This window comes from Bradyrhizobium sp. 190, from assembly GCF_023073415.1.
Taxonomy (GTDB): domain Bacteria; phylum Pseudomonadota; class Alphaproteobacteria; order Rhizobiales; family Xanthobacteraceae; genus Bradyrhizobium.
In genome coordinates this window covers 496,987-512,130 of the sequence record NZ_JADPJL010000012.1, presented here as the reverse complement: position 1 = coordinate 512,130, position 15,144 = coordinate 496,987, and the positions used below count along the sequence as shown (strand labels likewise).

Sequence of the window (15,144 nt, the reverse complement as noted above, 5' to 3'; positions counted from 1 at the left end):
CGCGCTCACACTTCGACGAAGATATGTTCGTCTTCCACCCGAACCGGATAGGATTTCAAATCGGCATCCGCTGGAGGTGCAAGACATCGGCCGGTCGGTATGTGAAAGATCGCTCCGTGCAAGGGACACTCGACTTCTTCGCCCTCGACAAATCCGTCCGACATCAACGCGAACGCGTGTGGGCAAATGTTGTCCAGCGCGTAGTAGGACTGATCCACCTGAAAGATAGCAAGGTTCCTTTCGCCGATCGTGAAAGCAAACGGCGTACTGGGCGAAACCTTGTCGCAGGTCGTCACACGCTGCCAAGCCATCTATTGTGTTCCGCTGATAATGCTGCGTTGCATTTCGTTTCAGGCGAATTCGCGCTGAGGTGAAAGTTGCTCCGCGTGCTCCGTCACGAAATCGTCGAGCTCACCGAATTCGGAGACGACGTCGAGTGGCTTGACTGCATAGGCGGTGCCATCTTTGATAGTCCGCTGAAATTCTGCGAGACTCGCATCATCCTTTACGATTTCAAGCAATCGACGGCGCGCTCGCACGATCGCAATATCCGCCGCAACAAGAAATTCCTTGTTGCGATCGACTATGCGGCCTTGGCTGTCCTGAACGGATTGCATGCCTTCCTGCATCGCTCGGTCCTGATCGTTGAGACCATGAATCCCGGTCGGACTTGAAAGGCTTTGCCCCTCTCGATCTATCAGATAGTTGTTCTCGGCCGTGCGAACGGGAACATATGTGTCGATGATCGAGCCGGTATTCAGCTTGTAGGATTGGTAAGTACTTTCGGGTGGAAAGGCCAAGCCTTTGCCCACGTAGTCCAGGAACGCCTGCGGCAGATCACCCTTCGTGTAATAGTTAAAGTCCCAGGTGTAGGCGTTGTAATCGTCTATCGGGACGTAGGCGCGTCCGCCGACCGGGAAGTTCGCGCTCGGAATGGAGCTGAACGCCGGAACCATGAACTGCGAAACCCGCCAGTAAAAGCTCTGCTCCGCGTTGCGCCGAGCGATCGCAAGAATGCCGATCGGAGTATTCCTGGCATAAAGCTTCGGCGAAAGGTCAGTCGCGGAATATTGCTGATGGACCGGCGACGTCGCCATTGTCGCAGGATTCGTGTGGAGGATGGAAACATGCGAACTATCGAGCTCGCCCTCCATTCCCTGAAGCCAACTCGATTCCTGGATCCAGACCGTCGCATTCCGTTGGGACTTTGGGAGACCCATCCATGGAAATTTCGGCAACGCCGGCGGCTCGCCCTCTCCCATATAAACCCAAACGATATCCGCCTTCTCGACGGCCTTGTAGGCCTTTATCTTGACCTTCGCGCAGACCGACTTGTCCGGCTCGTTTTGCATTTCGAGGCATTGACCGGTCTTGTCGTACAGCCATCCATGGTATGCGCAACGGATTCCGCTATCCTCGACGCGTCCGTAAAAGAGCGGTGCCAGCCGATGGGCGCAGTTCGCCTGGACAACTCCGAGTTCACCCTTTCCGTTGCGGAAGGCGACCAGTTCCTCCCCCAGAAGCTTCAGGCGTACGGGCGCACACCCCGGGCGGGGAAGCTGAGCCGACAGCAAACCCGGCAACCACACCGAGCGGAAGAGCGCTCCGATCTTGGTGCCAGGCCCGACCTGGGAAAGAGTATCCAGTTGGTTCGTACGTGCCATTGTTAAGTCTCCTCTCGAGGCTATCAAAGTGTGAGGAAGCCACCGTCGACTGGCAGCATCGCACCGTTCACAAAGCTTGCTAACGGCGAGGCCAGGAAAACGACCGGGCCGGCGATTTCCTCGGCTCGTCCAATCCTGTTCATCGGTGTATGGGCCAGAACAAACGCTACGCGATCGGGGTTGGCGCGGGATGCCTCCGTCTGAGGCGTTTCGATGAAGCCAGGGGCCACTCCGTTGACCCGAATTCCGTAACGGGCGAACTCAACGGCCAAGGCCTTGGTCAGCATAAGAACCGCGCCTTTGCTGGTCGTATACGCAGTTGTGTCGTTCGGCGCCGCTGTGAAGGATTGAATCGATCCAAGATTGATTATGCAACCACGGGTCTGCTTCAGTTGATCCAGAAACGCGGTAATGCCGTACAAGACACCGTCCAGATTGACCGACATGATGTCTCGCCAAGTTTGAACGTGGTTGGGCGCTCCTACGAGGCCTCTCCGATGTATTCCGGCATTATTAACCAGAATGGATATGTCGCCGGCTAGCTCCTTTACCCTTGACGCCACCCGTGCGGCTTCCGCTTCATTGGAGACATCCCATACGACGGACCAGGCTATGCCTCCGCGTGCTTGGATCTCATCGGCAGTCGCCGCGATCGTCTCGGCATTGATGTCGGCAACGATGACGCGCGCGCCGGCTTTCGCCAGCGCAAACGCAATTTCCTTGCCCATGCCCTGACCGGCGCCGGTGACCACGGCCGTCTGTCCGCTCAAGAGTGGTTTACCGTCCAAATGCATCGTTCGTCCCGTCCCTAGCTTGAGTGATGAGTACGGTTCAGATCGTCAGCCACCGATGGCGAATCTCTTCTCCGTTGCTCCGGAAGCTCTCGATGCCGACAGTCTCGACAATTTTTCCCTTGGACATCACAAGCACTCGATCAGCCACGTTCTCCGTAAGGTTCAGATTTTGTTCGACTAGCAATACCGCGACGCCCTCGGCCTTCAAACGTCGGATAACATCTCCAATTTGATCTACCACTTTCGGAGCGAGTCCCTGGGTCGGCTCGTCGAGCATCAAGACCTTGACGTCCGTTACCAATGCGCGGGCAATGGCGAGCATCTGTTGTTCGCCACCGGACAACGCCCGACCAAGATTGCTGGCGCGCTCACGTAGATTTGGAAACAATTCGAGCAGACGATCTTCAGTCCAGATCCGCGGAGGGCGCCGTTGGCCGACGCGCAAATTTTCCAGCACCGTCAAGGTAGGAAATATCTGACGACCCTCGGGAACGTAGCCGATTCCGGAGCGAACGATTTCATGCACCTGCTTGTGGCTCAGATCCATATTGTCCAGCGAAACCTTGCCCGCCGCCAAGGGCAGAATTCCCAAAATGGCCTTCAAGGTGGTGGTCTTGCCCACACCGTTGCGCCCGATGACAGCGGTCACCTGCCCGCTCGGAGCTTCCAAATTGACACCCAAAAGGACTTTGCCGGTCCCATAACCGGCCTCGACGCCGTCAATGTGCAACATGTCCCGCTCCAAGATATGCTTGCTGCACCCCGGGATCAGCCCTTACGGCCGCGGGAAGCCCGTCCGCGATCTTTCTTCCCCTATCGAGCACCACGATGCGATGGGCCAACCCAAACACCACCTCCAGATCGTGCTCAACCAAGAGCACCGCCATGTCGGTGTCCTTCAGCAGCGATTTGAGCAATTCGACCGTACCTCGGGTTTCCTCTACTGACATTCCTTGCGTGGGCTCATCCAGAAGGAGCAGCTTCGGGTTCATTGCGAGTGCCACGGCGATCTCGGTGAGCCTTTGATCTCCATGCGAAAGTAGGCCAGCCAAAGTGTTGGCGTGCTCTCGCAATCTCACGCGATGGAGCCACTTCAATGCTTCCTCGGTCGTGCGCTCCAAAAGAAGACGGGAAAACAACGGGTAGGCGCGGCGGGGCTCGCAAGACTGCACCGCCAGTCGGACATTTTCGAGAACCGTCAGGCTGGGAAAGAGCGACGTGATCTGATACGTTCGACCCATCCCGCGCCGCGTTAATGCAGCAGCGGACAAGCCCTCCACATGTTCGTTGCGGAAAGCAACGGTGCCAGAAGTCTTCTGCGTGGTGCCGGCAATCAGGTCGAATACAGTCGACTTGCCTGCTCCGTTTGGTCCGATCAGTGCGACGACTTCTCCAGCACTAACGGCAATATCAACCTTGCTTACGGCAACCAGAGCGCCCCACTTCTTGGTCAATCCTCGGCATTCAAGAAGCGACATGGTCCACCTCCAAGCGACCGGCTTTTCGCACGGCAATGGCATTCGCGATCGATGACTTGATCCCCCACAATCCGTTTGGAGCGGCAACAACCACGACAATGAACAACAAGCCCATAAACAGCGGCCAACTGTCTGCTACGGCGCTCAATTGATGGCCGCCCACCACCATCAGGGTCGCGCCGATCATCGGTCCGATGAGAGTCCCAGCGCCGCCCAGGACCACCGCGACAATCACGTAGCCGGACAACGTCCAATGCAGAAGTTCCGGTGAGACAAACAGCAGAAACCCGGCGTGCAGCGCGCCTGCCAAGCCCGCCCAAGTGTTCGAGATCACGAAAGCCGCCAGCCGAAGCCTTCTCGGCTCATAGCCGATGGCCACTGCGCGCTTCTCATTTTCCCGGACGGCAACGATGGCAGTTCCCATCGGGGACCGAACAAACTTGCTTGCCAAAAAGGCCGACCCGACGACGATGGCTAGGGTGAACCAATAATAGCCTTGGCGAGATTCAAGTCCCGCAAAACCCCAAGGACCATGATTCCTAAGCAGACCCGATATGCCATCGGACCCACCGGTCAGACCGTTCCATTTGAAGATGACTGCGTGCGCCAGCTGAGCAAAAGCGAGCGTAAGCATCGCGAACGCAACACCGCTCGCTCGTGTGCATAGCCAACCGATCGGGATGGCCAGGATGAAAACGGCAATGACAGCTACCAGCACGGCGCCCGGCAGGGGCAAGTTTCCGCTCGAGAGAGCGAACGCAGCTACGTATGCCCCGACCCCGTAGGGCGCCGCGTGCCCGAACGAGAACATGCGGGCATAGCCTACCTGAACATCAAGGCTCATCGCAAACAGAGCGAAGATCAATATCTCTGTTAGTAGCGTGACGTGAAAGCCCGGCAGGACTAGCGGCGCCAAGGCCAAAACCGAGAAAAGCGGGAACGCATACTTCATCACTCTTGCTCCCCGAATAGACCGCCAGGCCGGCATAGTAGGACGCAGATCATCAACAGATAGGTTGCGACGAGAGCAAAATCCGGCAGGTAGTAGTTGCCGAATGTCTGCGTCAGCGCGACCAGCAGACTACCCGCGGCGGACCCGAAGAAGCTGCCCATGCCGCCGATCATGACGATGACAAAGGCGTCGATAATCGCCGCGCCACCCATCCCGATGTAGCCGGTGATCAGAGGCACCGCGAGGTACCCCCCCAACCCGGCGAATGCGCAGCCGACAGCAAAAGTCAACGACCGGATGAGCTGCACGTCGATTCCCAATGCGTGCGTCATTTCCGCATTTTGCGCGATTGCCCGGATCAACAGGCCCAGTCGTGTGCGCAAGAACACGAAGGCCAGAGACGCCAGGACGACGATACCGAGCGCAATCAGGAAAATACGGTACGCCGGATACGGCTCATCGCCGAACCACACCACCCCGGACAGAACGGATGGAAGGTCCACGTCCCGGGTGTTGGGCCCGAAGATAAGCCGAATCGCCTCGGTAAGAACCAGGCTCAGGCCGAACGTAACCAACAAAAAACTGCCGCCGTCACGACGGTACAGGCGCCGTAACAGCGTATACTCGAAGATGCTGCCGAAAGCGGCCGCAGCCAATGGCGCCGCCAGCAGTCCAATCCAGAAATTACCAAGCAGTTGCGCGGCCGCAATGCCCGAATATGCTCCAAGCATGTAGAGCGCACCGTGCGCGAAGTTCATGATGCGCATGATGCCGAAAATGAGAGTGAGCCCGATCGTGAGCATCGCGAGTAGCGATGCCAGGGCGAGGGTGTTCAAGGTAAGATTTAGCCAGACCTGTGAGGAGCCCATCTACGCATCCTTGGAAAACCCCGCCCGTCTACGGTGACGGACTCCGCGCCTCAGTAAGAGTCTTTGCGACATCCCGGGACGACCGCCTCGGCTGGATAGGCCTTGATGATCTTGGGCACCGGGTATGGCACACCTTCGGTCTTTCCCACCTGCGCAACAAAGACCTGCTGCTCGGCCTGGTGATCGCAAGCGCGCATCTTCACCCTGCCCTTGACGCTGTCGATTTCCATACCTTCCAGAGCCCCACGGACCGCCGCCGTATCGGTGGACTTGGCCCGACGAATTGCCTCGGCGAGAAATTCGAGAGCCTGCCATTGCTCGCCCTCGAAGGTGTCGGGTATCTCGTTGTACTCAGCCTTGAACAGACGAACGAACTCGGCGTTGCCCGGCGCATCGTAGGCGAAGTTGTATTGGCTTACGCCATAAAGTCCGACCGAGGCATCCGCGAGCGGCTTAATGTTCACTATATCCAACACTTCGGTCACCAACTGCATTCGGTCCGCGAGCCGATACTGGGCGGCCTGCTTGAGGAACGCCGTAGCATCATCGCCGGCCATCGCGATGTAGAGAACCTCCGGATTGGTCTCTCGAATGCGCGCGATGTAGCTGGAATAGTCCTTGGTGCCGAGCGGAGAAAGGACCTGGCCCACAGGCTCCTTCTTCAGATCGGTGATCAACTTCTCGAAAGTTGCGACGCTGCTCTTCCCCCAAGCGTAGTCCTGCGCGATCGAAAAGAAGCGTTTCTTGGAAGAGTCGGCAATCCAATCGGCAATGGTTTTGGCTCGCATAGGTCCGGAAGTGCATGTGCGGAACACATTAGGCACGAAATTGGCCGCGGTCAGCGATCCGGCGCCGCTGATGGTGGCCAGGTAGAGGGCATTCCAATCATTGAGGCGCGGCATGACGGCCAGCGATTCGGGACTGGAAATGATGCCCGTGATCAGGTTGATGCCTCCGCGCTCGATCAGATCGGTTGTCTTGCGCATGCAAGCGGCGGGATCCCCTTGCGTATCCTCGTAAACGAATTCGACGGAATGCCCATCGATGCCGCCCTTGGCATTTATCGTCTTGGCGTAAAGACGACAGGCACGCTGTATTTGCTGGCCCAGGGCCGCCCAGTTTCCCGTAATACCCGTCGGCACGCCGATCCGGATCGCATTGGCCTGAGCCTTCGCGGGGTTCGCCAGCGACGGAAGCACCGCACCGGCAGAAATCATTGCGGCGTTGGTCAAAAGAGATCTTCGAGTAACTGACATTGGCAAACCTCCCCTAAGATGCATTCCCCGCACGTAGCGGCATTATAGGTTCGTCCAGTATATTAGTCAACACACCTATTCAAGTAGTCAAAAAAGAAACCGCAATGTCGTTGTAGTTACCATCGAACGACAGCCGGCTATTCCTGGTAGGAAACGGTTTCGCCTACGGCCATGAGCGCAGGTGTGATCGGGTTCTCACGCTCTTCCTGGATATGGCCGACCAAACCCGCGCAACGACCGACCGCGGCCACCGCGCGCATCGCGTCGACCGGAAAGTCGATCTCGTGAAGAACCGCACCGAGAGCTCCCGTAACGTTTAGCGTAACATGCCGCTTGGCGTCGTCATCGATAGCAGAACTCAAGATCTTGATGAGGCCAATGTAATCTCCTTTGACGCCCGCATCGCGAGCGATGCTGAAGAGCCGTTCGGCGCGCGGATCTTCCACGGTATATTGCTGATGGCCAAAGCCAGGAATGCGCCGCTTCGAGGCTTTGAAGTCCTTGACGAGATGTTCGGCCCAAACCCGCTTGTCGCCCTGAAAGGCCATTCCATCGCGCAGTACACGGCCCGCACCGCTCATAGTGCCGGCGAAACGATTGCCTACCATCAGTATGCCCGCGGCCAACGGAATCTGAACGTCATCGGGATTGGAGTCCGACACCAGACGGGCAACCAGCGCGCCCGGCGTCAACCCGTGATCCATCAGGATCAGCAATGCAGCATCGAGTATCCTGGTTTGAACATCGGTCGGACGACGACCCGTCACAATGAAGTAGAAACCCTCCGTGAAGGTCATCTCCCCGACGACCTCAGACAACGTGTCTCGTCCTCTCATCCGGAGCCGGCTCGTATCGTTCATGTGGGTGCCGATCCTCGTGGTCGCCATCGTTGCTTTCCTCTGTGAGCGCTGGAATCGCGAGATTGTTAAAGGCAGGCCGGCTATACGCCGCGCCGCAGAGCGGCTATCGCCGCGTCCGTGTATCCGAGCGGACCGAAAACTTCTTTGGAGTGCTCGCCGAGATCCGGCGCCGCATTCAACGGTTGATCGGCCCGCGCTCCGTCATATCGGACGGGGCGCCGGATCGTAATCTGTCGTCCATGTACGGGGTGCTCAATCTCGGCAAATGTCTCGAGATAGCGCACTTGCGGATCGTCCATCACCTCCTGCAAAGTCAATATCGGCGCATGCGGAACATCGTTCTCGACCAGACGATCCATCCAAAAGGGTCGGTCCCGGGTCTTCGCCGTCTTACTCAGTTCCTGCGCAAGCTCTTCGTAATTGTTCAAGCGCCCGGTGCGATCTTCGAACCTCGGGTCAGAGCCCAAATCCGGCCTGTCAAAAGCTTTCTGAACTCCAATCCAGAACTTTGTCGGAGAAGACATGTGGATCGCCAACAGTGCTCCATCGGCACATCGCAACGCATAGGATTGCGATGCTCTTACGCGCATCAGCGGGTCGGGGGCCACTCCCGCCATGGTGTAGTTTGCGAAGGGATCGCTAATGAACGCGATAGCCGATTCGAGCATATTCAGTTGTATGGTTCGGGCCTCGCCGGTCCTTTCGCGGTCGAACAGCGCGCCCAGGATTGCGTAGCTCGCATACATCCCGGTCAGATTGTCGACGACCGACGGCCCGGTGATCTGCGCTTCCGGTCCAAGCATCAAGCCGGAGATCCCACTGAGCGCCTGACCGACCGCATCATAGGATGGCCGTTCTGCGTACGGGCCTGTTTCGCCGAAGCCTGTTATCGAACATATGATGAGATTGGGATTCGCCTCTTTAAGCCGGCTTACGCCAAGGCCTAGTCGATCCATCACGCCCGCTCGGAAGTTTTCGATGAGAACGTCGGCCGTCGCGACGAGTTTCAGGAAGGCGGCCCGCCCCCCTTCGCTCTTCAGATTGAGGGCAACGCTCTTTTTGTTACGATTGTAAGTGCAGAAATAGGGACTGTAGTTGCCACCCCTGAATGATCGAAAAGGATCTCCCTCGGGTGGGTTCTCGACCTTAACGACTTCCGCTCCGAGATCCGCAAGCATCGTCCCCGCAAGGGGGCCGGTAATCATAGCGGTCAGCTCGACGATCCTAATACCTGTAAGAGGGCTTCGCACTTTCTTGTCCATGATCGGCTCGCCTGCCCATTTCACTCTTGGGGGTTTGCAGCTGAAACATTATATTGGAAAACTACCTTTGTCTACATATATTCTTTTGGGTGAAACAGCGGGAGATGAAATGCAAATCCGACCTCAGCTTGCAAGAATCGAAATCGGCAACTCCTACATGGGCGGATACCTCGCCGTTCCTTCGGAAAAGCCCCGGGGCGGGCTGATCGTCATGCAGGAGATTTTCGGCGTGACGCCCGCTATGCGCGCGATCGCCGACGATTTTGCCGCTGAGGGCTTTGTCGCCCTGGTGCCGGATATTTACTGGCGAATGCAGCGCGACCTCGACCTTGGCAACGGTGAGGATCCCACGCAGAGGCAGCTCGCCGTCGAATTCTCTAATCGCTTCGACGAAGGGCTCGGGACGAACGATCTTGTCGCAAGTCTGGACTGGCTAGCCGATTGCTCAAGCTTGAAAGGAAAGCCCGGCATCATCGGCTTCTGTCTCGGCGGTCGCCTCGCAGTCCGAGTGGCGTCGGCGGCAAATCCCGCCTGCATGGTTTCAATGTACGGAGTGAAGCTCGAAACGATGGGCGAGCAAATCAGGCGAGCGAAATGTCCGATGCAATTCCACTTCGGCGAGAACGACAATCATAATCCCATGTCCACCATCAACAAGGTTAGGGAGATGGTCGACAAGAGAAGATTATCTGTCGATGAGTTTTTCACCTATCCCGAAGCAGAGCACGCATTCTACAATAGGTTTCGGACCGATCGGTTCGACGAAAAGGCACATAAACTAGCCAGATCGCGTGTCTTGGACTTCCTGCTTCGTAATCTTGCTGCGACAGCAGGCTAGGCGGAGGGGATGAGGACCGAGGCCGCAATCGGGCTCATCCCCTGCCGTAACGTCAGAACGCCGGGAGTTTGAGCGCCCTGTCCACGAGGCTGGTCGCTCCTGCGAAATCGAAATTGCGGTACATGTTGTGCTTCACGAGGAATGAAGCGCCTCCGTAGAATTTCTCGTATTGCTGCTGGCGGCTGCCGAACTCCGATCCGATGAAGTCCCAGGCCATGCGCATAACGGCGATACGCGTCTTCGCATCCGAGGAGCCAGACTGCATGTATCGATTGATGTCGGCCATCATGTCGGGATTGTCGAAATCCGCGGCAGACGACGGCAAAGTGATCATTGCAGCTCCGCTCAACTCCCGAATGATCTCCAACATGCGGGAATTGAGTTCGGACTGCAGAGCCATAACCGAGTAAAGCGCTGTCTTCGACGGCCAAAGCACACCGTCAGAATCCTTTGCGGCGACCGCCTCCTGAGCCAGAAGCATGTTCTCGATGATCGAGACTAACGATGCCAGTTCGCCCATCTGCACCTGCACGGCCGGATTGCTGTCGTTGCCGGACAACTCGTTGATCCGCTTCGCAAGACCAATCATGAAGCGCAACTTCACGGCGTATCGAGTTTGAGCTTGGCAGTTTCCGTAAGCATGTGCCGGAGTCTTCCACCATTGATCGCGGCAAACGTTGGTATTTCGGTGAATGAAAACCTGTTCCCACGGCACGAATACGTTGTCCAGGACAACGAAACAGTCGAGTTCGTCGAACCGACCCGACAAGGGATAATCGAACGAGTTCGATGCGACGGCGCCAAACGGACGACGAGGATAGAGCTTCAGACCAGGCGCATTGGCGGGGATCACCACTCCATTTGCGTAATTCTCATCCCCGGGCTGCAGGGGATGAATGCAGCTAAGATAGATGTAGTCGGAATACAGCCCCCCTGTGGCGAGCTGCTGGGCTCCCTTCAAAATGATGCCGCTATCCTTCTCCGCAACGATCCCCGCATAGAGCGTCGGGTCGGCCTGCTTGTGGGCCGGCTTGCTGCGGTCAATTTGCGGTGGAACAATCGCATAACTGGCGTAGAGGTGATTGTCGCGCATCTTTTCGTAGAAATCGACGACGTTCTTCGCGAATTGCGCGCCGCCCGCTGCGAACACTTCCGGTGCAGCCGCAAAACCGCAAAAGAAGCCGGCCACGTGATCCGGCGTGCGGCCCATGAGACCGAAGGTCGCCTCGGCCCACACCTCCGAGAACAAGCGACGAGCCTTCAGATCCTGCGCCGTTTCCGGAATTTGATAGGCGCGGAGGACAGGCTGGCCGGTCTTCGGGCTCGCAAAGGTCATTCGGTCGCGCAGCGACGGTTCAGCTGCAAGATCGAAGAGGTGCGCAATCGAATCCGCTGCACGCGACAGCGCGGGATGCTTCGTGACGTCCTTGACGAGTTCCCCGTCCAGGAAGACCTGACGTCCATCATTCAGCGATTGCAAATAGTCGCGACCTGTACGCAGGCCATCGACGGCAGGAACGCTTGCAGGTTGAACTTTCACGGGCTGCTCCATTTGGTATCTGTAGAAATGTTTTGACATAGGTCACTCAACATAGGTATTCTACTTAGCGTTCGATTTCAACGGAAAAAGAGAAATGCCGTGAAAACGACATTTCTCCCCGGGGCGACAAGGGCCTGAGGCTTTGCGGAGGTGCAAAAGTGGTAAACTTCGACGCAACGATCGTGTCGGGCCGGACGGGCTCGTCCGCCAACGCAAAGACGACCGTTGACAATCTGATCATCGCGGGTTGGACCGGCCGCGACGCTGCAGCCCTGCGCGCGCATATCGTCGAACTCGAGAAGCTTGGCGTTCCTCCGCCGAAGACGACCCCGGTTTTCTATCGGGTCGCCTCTTCGTTGCTGACGGTCGAATCGGAAGTCGAAGTGGTGGGCGGGAATTCCAGCGGGGAAGTCGAGCCTGTCCTTATCCGGATGCCGGATGGACTTTGCCTTGGAGTTGGCTCCGATCATACTGATCGCAAAGTCGAGGCGATCGGAATCACGGTCTCCAAGCAGCTGTGCCCGAAACCGATCGGTCGGAGTTGGTGGCCCTTCTCGGAGGTCGAGGGCCATTGGGATGAACTCGAGATTCGCTCATTCGCAGTGCGGAAAGGCGTGCGGCGCCTCTATCAGAGCGGGTTCCTTAAAGTCATGCGGCATCCGACGGAGCTGATGGCGCTGTGCTTCGATGAGAAGCGCGAACTTCCGGTTGGCTCAGCCATGTTCTGCGGCACCCTGCCCGTGCATGGAGAGATCGAGCATGCTGATCATTACGAGCTCGAAATACTCGACCCCGTCCTCGGGCGAAAGATCCACCATCAGTACTCAGTGAAAACCTTGCCAACGGAGTGATCAGCCATGTCAACCGGTAAACCTCATCTCGAATTTCACACACTCGACCTTCTGTCAGGCTGGGAAACTCCGCCGGGCTATCCGCAGGGCATAAAGCAGAAAATTCTGGCAAGCGATTTCGACGAGCCAGGCAAGGTGGGTGGCAGGAGCCGCCTACTTCGTTTCGATCCAGGCGTCTACACGACGGATCCGTTCGTGCACGAGTATTGGGAGGAAGTGTACCTGCTCTCCGGCGATTTGACCGTCGGAAACGACCGTTCTGGCAACGGCGGAACGTCGTACGGCCCCGGTACCTACGCCTGTCGTCCTCCTGGTGCCTATCACGGCCCTTTCAAGTCGAAGGAAGGATGCATGCTGTTCGAGCTCCACTATTTCGCCGAAAAATGACCGGGGCTAATTTTTGAAATGACTTCGCTGTCGGGTAAAACAATACTGATCACAGGGGCTGGGCAAGGAATTGGCCAGTCGCTGGCGATAGGACTCGCCGAAGCGGGCGCCAATCTGATTGTCGTCGATATCGACGGCGAAGCCTTGCGCGAAACCGCCTTGCAGATCAACGTGCATGGTGGCCGCGTCCTATCGAGGGTCATGGACGTCACGGATGCAGGCGCGGCTGAAGCTCTGCAAGCACAAGCGAAGCTGGAATTTGGATGTGTCGACGCCCTCGTGAACAATGCGGCCATCGGCCCCGAAAAGATATCTCCACGCTACCTCGCTGAAAAAGCGAAATTCTGGGAAGTCAGCGACGAACTGTGGCTTGCGATGCTTCGCGTCAATGTATTCGGAGCTCAGCTGATGTCTCGCACCTTTGTGCCGGGGATGCTGGAAAAAAAATGGGGGCGTATCGTAAACATCACCACAAGCCTGGACACTATGTACCGACCGGGTGTGGGCGGTTACGGACCCTGCAAGGCCGCTCTGGAGGCCGCATCAAGGATAATGGCGATCGATCTCGAGGGTACGGGCGTAACGGCAAATGTCCTGGTGCCTGGTGGGCCCGTGAATACCCGAATGGTGCCTGCCGAGAGCGGGCTTCCTGCAGACAAGCTAATTCAGCCAGAGCAAATGCGCGCACCTCTGATTTGGCTCTGCTCCAACGATTCCGATGGTGTCAATGGTTTGCGGATGATCGCTCAACGATGGGATCCTACCCTACCATCGGAGCGCCGTCTCGCAATGGCAAGCGCGCCAACAGCGTGGCCCCAGCTAGGTTCCCAATCGGTCTTTCCCAAACCCGATAATCCGGTAGCGTGATGAAAATAGCGGTCCCAGATCTGATCTCCAATTCCTACTTCCCTGCAGTGGCGGCAGTGGAGCTTGGTGTCTTCAAGGACGAAGGATTGAAGGCAGAGATCGAGCTCATTTTCCCAGTAGATCGCGCCTATGCGGCTTTACGCAGCGGAGAGGTCGACTTTGTCGCAGGCTCTGCCCATTCAGCTCTCAGCGCGTTTCCCGAGTGGAACGGGGCAAAACTGCTCTGCGCGCAGGGACAGGGAATGTATTGGTTCCTTGTCATGCGCCGCGATCTCAATCCGCAACGAAACGACCTTTCAATCGTGAAGGGGCGCAAAATCGGAGCGGCACCGTGGGTCGATCTGGGACTTAAGCGGCTGCTCGCCGCCGCCGGAATCGATCTCGTGCGGGACGAAGTCCAAATTGCTCCGGTCCCGGGCGCCGTTGGATCAACCGTGAATTTCGGCCTTACCGCGGCGCAAGCGCTTGAAAAGGGCGTTATCGACGGTTTCTGGGCAAACGGAATGGGTACGGAAATCGCGGTGCGTTCCGGAGCAGGTTCAGTCGTAGTAGATGTCCGCAGAGGCGATGGTCCGCCAGGATGTTTTGACTACACAATGGCATCCATCGCTACCACTGACCAAAAGATCAAAAGCGATATCAAAGCCGTGGAAGCAGCGGTACGAGCGATCGTTCGCACCCAGGAGATGTTGAAGCGGGACCCGAGAAAAGCGAGCGAGGTTGGCTCAAAGGTTTTCCCCACGTCAGAGGCAGCGTTGATTGCCGAACTAATTCGGCGTGACACGCCCTATTTCAATGCCCGAATCTCGGAAGCTTCGGTCCAAGGGATGAATGCCTTCTGCCGTGACGTAGGTATTCTCGTCGGGACCCCCTCCTATAGCGACGTCGTAGATCCGCACTTCACATCCCTCTGGCACTCGAGCGACAGATAGGCCGCAGCATGGCAGGTTTCGACTCGCGAGCCTTTCGTGACGCTCTCGGATCATTCGCAACCGGCGTCGCGATCATCACCTCGGAAACCGCTCAGGGCCGCATAGGCGCCACCGTAAGCTCCTTCAATTCGGTTTCACTAGATCCACCTCTCATTCTTTTTAGCTTGGCCCGGAGCGCATTCGGGATCACGCACTGGAGAGCAGCGGCCCACTACGGGGTCGTGATCTTGCCGGACGACCAGAGTGACATGTCGAACAAATTCGCGCGATCCGGAGGCGACAAGTGGTCGGACCTGCCCGTCCAGCGCATGAATAACGGATCTCCCCTGCTCCCCGATTGGCTCGCGTATTTCGAATGTGAGCCCTACGCCAACTACGATGGCGGCGACCATGACATCTTCGTCTGTCGTGTGTCGCGATTCGAAACTCGGAAAGGCGCTGAAGGACCGCTCGTGTTCTTCCGCGGTCGATACGCTGCCCTCGACCGCGGCTCATCGGTACCGACCTCGCCCGAGATCGACTTCGCCTTGCACGGCTGGTGACGGCCTAAACAATAGCCGTTCTCGACGACTAACTCCTCTAGACATTGGAGCT

17 protein-coding genes are annotated in these 15,144 nt (G+C 57.4%); 6 read left to right on the top strand and 11 right to left on the bottom strand.

The genetic code is table 11. From position 1 onward, the window contains the following. Positions 1-5: 5 nt before the first annotated feature. From IVB22_RS11545 to IVB22_RS11500, 10 genes are all read right to left on the bottom strand, one after another. On the bottom strand, positions 6-311 hold the full coding sequence (locus IVB22_RS11545) for a non-heme iron oxygenase ferredoxin subunit (protein ID WP_247517438.1): 306 nt from the start codon (positions 309-311) through the stop codon (positions 6-8). Between the two features lie 39 nt (positions 312-350). After that, a complete protein-coding gene (locus tag IVB22_RS11540; RefSeq protein ID WP_247517437.1) occupies positions 351-1,664 on the bottom strand; it encodes a Rieske 2Fe-2S domain-containing protein in 1,314 nt (437 codons plus the stop codon). Between the two features lie 23 nt (positions 1,665-1,687). Next, on the bottom strand, positions 1,688-2,458 hold the full coding sequence (locus tag IVB22_RS11535) for an SDR family NAD(P)-dependent oxidoreductase (RefSeq protein ID WP_247517436.1): 771 nt from the start codon (positions 2,456-2,458) through the stop codon (positions 1,688-1,690). 37 nt (positions 2,459-2,495) lie between these two features. Next, on the bottom strand, positions 2,496-3,191 hold the full coding sequence (locus IVB22_RS11530; RefSeq protein ID WP_247517435.1) for an ABC transporter ATP-binding protein: 696 nt from the start codon (positions 3,189-3,191) through the stop codon (positions 2,496-2,498). Continuing rightward, positions 3,178-3,936: an ABC transporter ATP-binding protein gene (locus tag IVB22_RS11525; protein ID WP_247517434.1), complete on the bottom strand. Its 759-nt coding sequence runs from the start codon at positions 3,934-3,936 to the stop codon at positions 3,178-3,180. The genes IVB22_RS11530 and IVB22_RS11525 overlap by 14 nt, the downstream gene beginning before the upstream one ends. Then, a complete protein-coding gene (locus IVB22_RS11520; protein WP_247517433.1) occupies positions 3,923-4,888 on the bottom strand; it encodes a branched-chain amino acid ABC transporter permease in 966 nt (321 codons plus the stop codon). Before IVB22_RS11520 ends, IVB22_RS11525 begins: the two co-directional genes overlap by 14 nt. Beyond that, the gene (locus IVB22_RS11515; protein ID WP_247517432.1) at positions 4,888-5,757 is read right to left on the bottom strand and encodes a branched-chain amino acid ABC transporter permease; all 870 of its coding nucleotides are present in this window, start codon (positions 5,755-5,757) and stop codon (positions 4,888-4,890) included. The genes IVB22_RS11520 and IVB22_RS11515 overlap by 1 nt, the downstream gene beginning before the upstream one ends. A gap of 50 nt (positions 5,758-5,807) precedes the next feature. Beyond that, complete coding sequence (locus tag IVB22_RS11510) at positions 5,808-6,989, bottom strand: ABC transporter substrate-binding protein (protein ID WP_247517431.1); 1,182 nt, start codon at positions 6,987-6,989, stop codon at positions 5,808-5,810. A gap of 161 nt (positions 6,990-7,150) precedes the next feature. Continuing rightward, positions 7,151-7,948 carry a citryl-CoA lyase gene (locus IVB22_RS11505; protein ID WP_249805177.1) on the bottom strand — a complete coding sequence of 266 codons (798 nt, stop codon included), beginning with the start codon at positions 7,946-7,948 and terminating at the stop codon, positions 7,151-7,153. A gap of 5 nt (positions 7,949-7,953) precedes the next feature. Then, a complete protein-coding gene (locus tag IVB22_RS11500; protein WP_247517430.1) occupies positions 7,954-9,135 on the bottom strand; it encodes a CaiB/BaiF CoA-transferase family protein in 1,182 nt (393 codons plus the stop codon). A gap of 67 nt (positions 9,136-9,202) precedes the next feature. Between IVB22_RS11500 and IVB22_RS11495 the strand changes: the two genes are divergently transcribed. Then, positions 9,203-9,973, top strand: coding sequence for a dienelactone hydrolase family protein (locus tag IVB22_RS11495; RefSeq protein ID WP_247517429.1), 771 nt, complete (start codon positions 9,203-9,205; stop codon positions 9,971-9,973). A 52-nt stretch (positions 9,974-10,025) separates the two neighbouring features. Here the strand turns inward: IVB22_RS11495 and IVB22_RS11490 are convergent, their stop codons facing one another. Beyond that, positions 10,026-11,513 (bottom strand): 4-hydroxyphenylacetate 3-hydroxylase family protein, encoded by a 1,488-nt coding sequence (locus tag IVB22_RS11490; protein WP_247517428.1) that lies wholly within the window; start codon positions 11,511-11,513, stop codon positions 10,026-10,028. Positions 11,514-11,671: 158 nt separating this feature from the next. On the opposite strand from IVB22_RS11490, the gene IVB22_RS11485 reads away from it, so the two are divergent. From IVB22_RS11485 to IVB22_RS11465, 5 genes are read left to right on the top strand one after another with little or no spacing between them, the layout of a single operon-like run. Beyond that, on the top strand, positions 11,672-12,364 hold the full coding sequence (locus IVB22_RS11485) for a DUF2848 domain-containing protein (RefSeq protein WP_308200381.1): 693 nt from the start codon (positions 11,672-11,674) through the stop codon (positions 12,362-12,364). A 6-nt stretch (positions 12,365-12,370) separates the two neighbouring features. After that, positions 12,371-12,751 carry a cupin domain-containing protein gene (locus IVB22_RS11480; protein WP_247517427.1) on the top strand — a complete coding sequence of 127 codons (381 nt, stop codon included), beginning with the start codon at positions 12,371-12,373 and terminating at the stop codon, positions 12,749-12,751. Positions 12,752-12,769: 18 nt separating this feature from the next. Then, entirely contained in the window at positions 12,770-13,618 is an 849-nt protein-coding gene (locus tag IVB22_RS11475) for an SDR family NAD(P)-dependent oxidoreductase (RefSeq protein ID WP_247517426.1), read from the top strand. Continuing rightward, positions 13,618-14,550 (top strand): ABC transporter substrate-binding protein, encoded by a 933-nt coding sequence (locus IVB22_RS11470; RefSeq protein ID WP_247517425.1) that lies wholly within the window; start codon positions 13,618-13,620, stop codon positions 14,548-14,550. The genes IVB22_RS11475 and IVB22_RS11470 overlap by 1 nt, the downstream gene beginning before the upstream one ends. Before the next feature lie 8 nt (positions 14,551-14,558). Further along, complete coding sequence (locus tag IVB22_RS11465; RefSeq protein WP_247517424.1) at positions 14,559-15,092, top strand: flavin reductase family protein; 534 nt, start codon at positions 14,559-14,561, stop codon at positions 15,090-15,092. Positions 15,093-15,144: the final 52 nt, after the last annotated feature.

What these genes read in the sequence shown, in the direction of transcription:
- IVB22_RS11545 (WP_247517438.1), bottom strand. Translation starts at nt 311, where the DNA reads ATGGCTTGGCAGCGTGTGACGACCTGCGACAAGGTTTCGCCCAGTACG.
- IVB22_RS11540 (WP_247517437.1), bottom strand. Translation starts at nt 1,664, where the DNA reads ATGGCACGTACGAACCAACTGGATACTCTTTCCCAGGTCGGGCCTGGC.
- IVB22_RS11535 (WP_247517436.1), bottom strand. Translation starts at nt 2,458, where the DNA reads ATGCATTTGGACGGTAAACCACTCTTGAGCGGACAGACGGCCGTGGTC.
- IVB22_RS11530 (WP_247517435.1), bottom strand. Translation starts at nt 3,191, where the DNA reads ATGTTGCACATTGACGGCGTCGAGGCCGGTTATGGGACCGGCAAAGTC.
- IVB22_RS11525 (WP_247517434.1), bottom strand. Translation starts at nt 3,936, where the DNA reads ATGTCGCTTCTTGAATGCCGAGGATTGACCAAGAAGTGGGGCGCTCTG.
- IVB22_RS11520 (WP_247517433.1), bottom strand. Translation starts at nt 4,888, where the DNA reads ATGAAGTATGCGTTCCCGCTTTTCTCGGTTTTGGCCTTGGCGCCGCTA.
- IVB22_RS11515 (WP_247517432.1), bottom strand. Translation starts at nt 5,757, where the DNA reads ATGGGCTCCTCACAGGTCTGGCTAAATCTTACCTTGAACACCCTCGCC.
- IVB22_RS11500 (WP_247517430.1), bottom strand. Translation starts at nt 9,135, where the DNA reads ATGGACAAGAAAGTGCGAAGCCCTCTTACAGGTATTAGGATCGTCGAG.
- IVB22_RS11480 (WP_247517427.1), top strand. Translation starts at nt 12,371, where the DNA reads ATGTCAACCGGTAAACCTCATCTCGAATTTCACACACTCGACCTTCTG.
- IVB22_RS11475 (WP_247517426.1), top strand. Translation starts at nt 12,770, where the DNA reads ATGACTTCGCTGTCGGGTAAAACAATACTGATCACAGGGGCTGGGCAA.
- IVB22_RS11470 (WP_247517425.1), top strand. Translation starts at nt 13,618, where the DNA reads ATGAAAATAGCGGTCCCAGATCTGATCTCCAATTCCTACTTCCCTGCA.
- IVB22_RS11465 (WP_247517424.1), top strand. Translation starts at nt 14,559, where the DNA reads ATGGCAGGTTTCGACTCGCGAGCCTTTCGTGACGCTCTCGGATCATTC.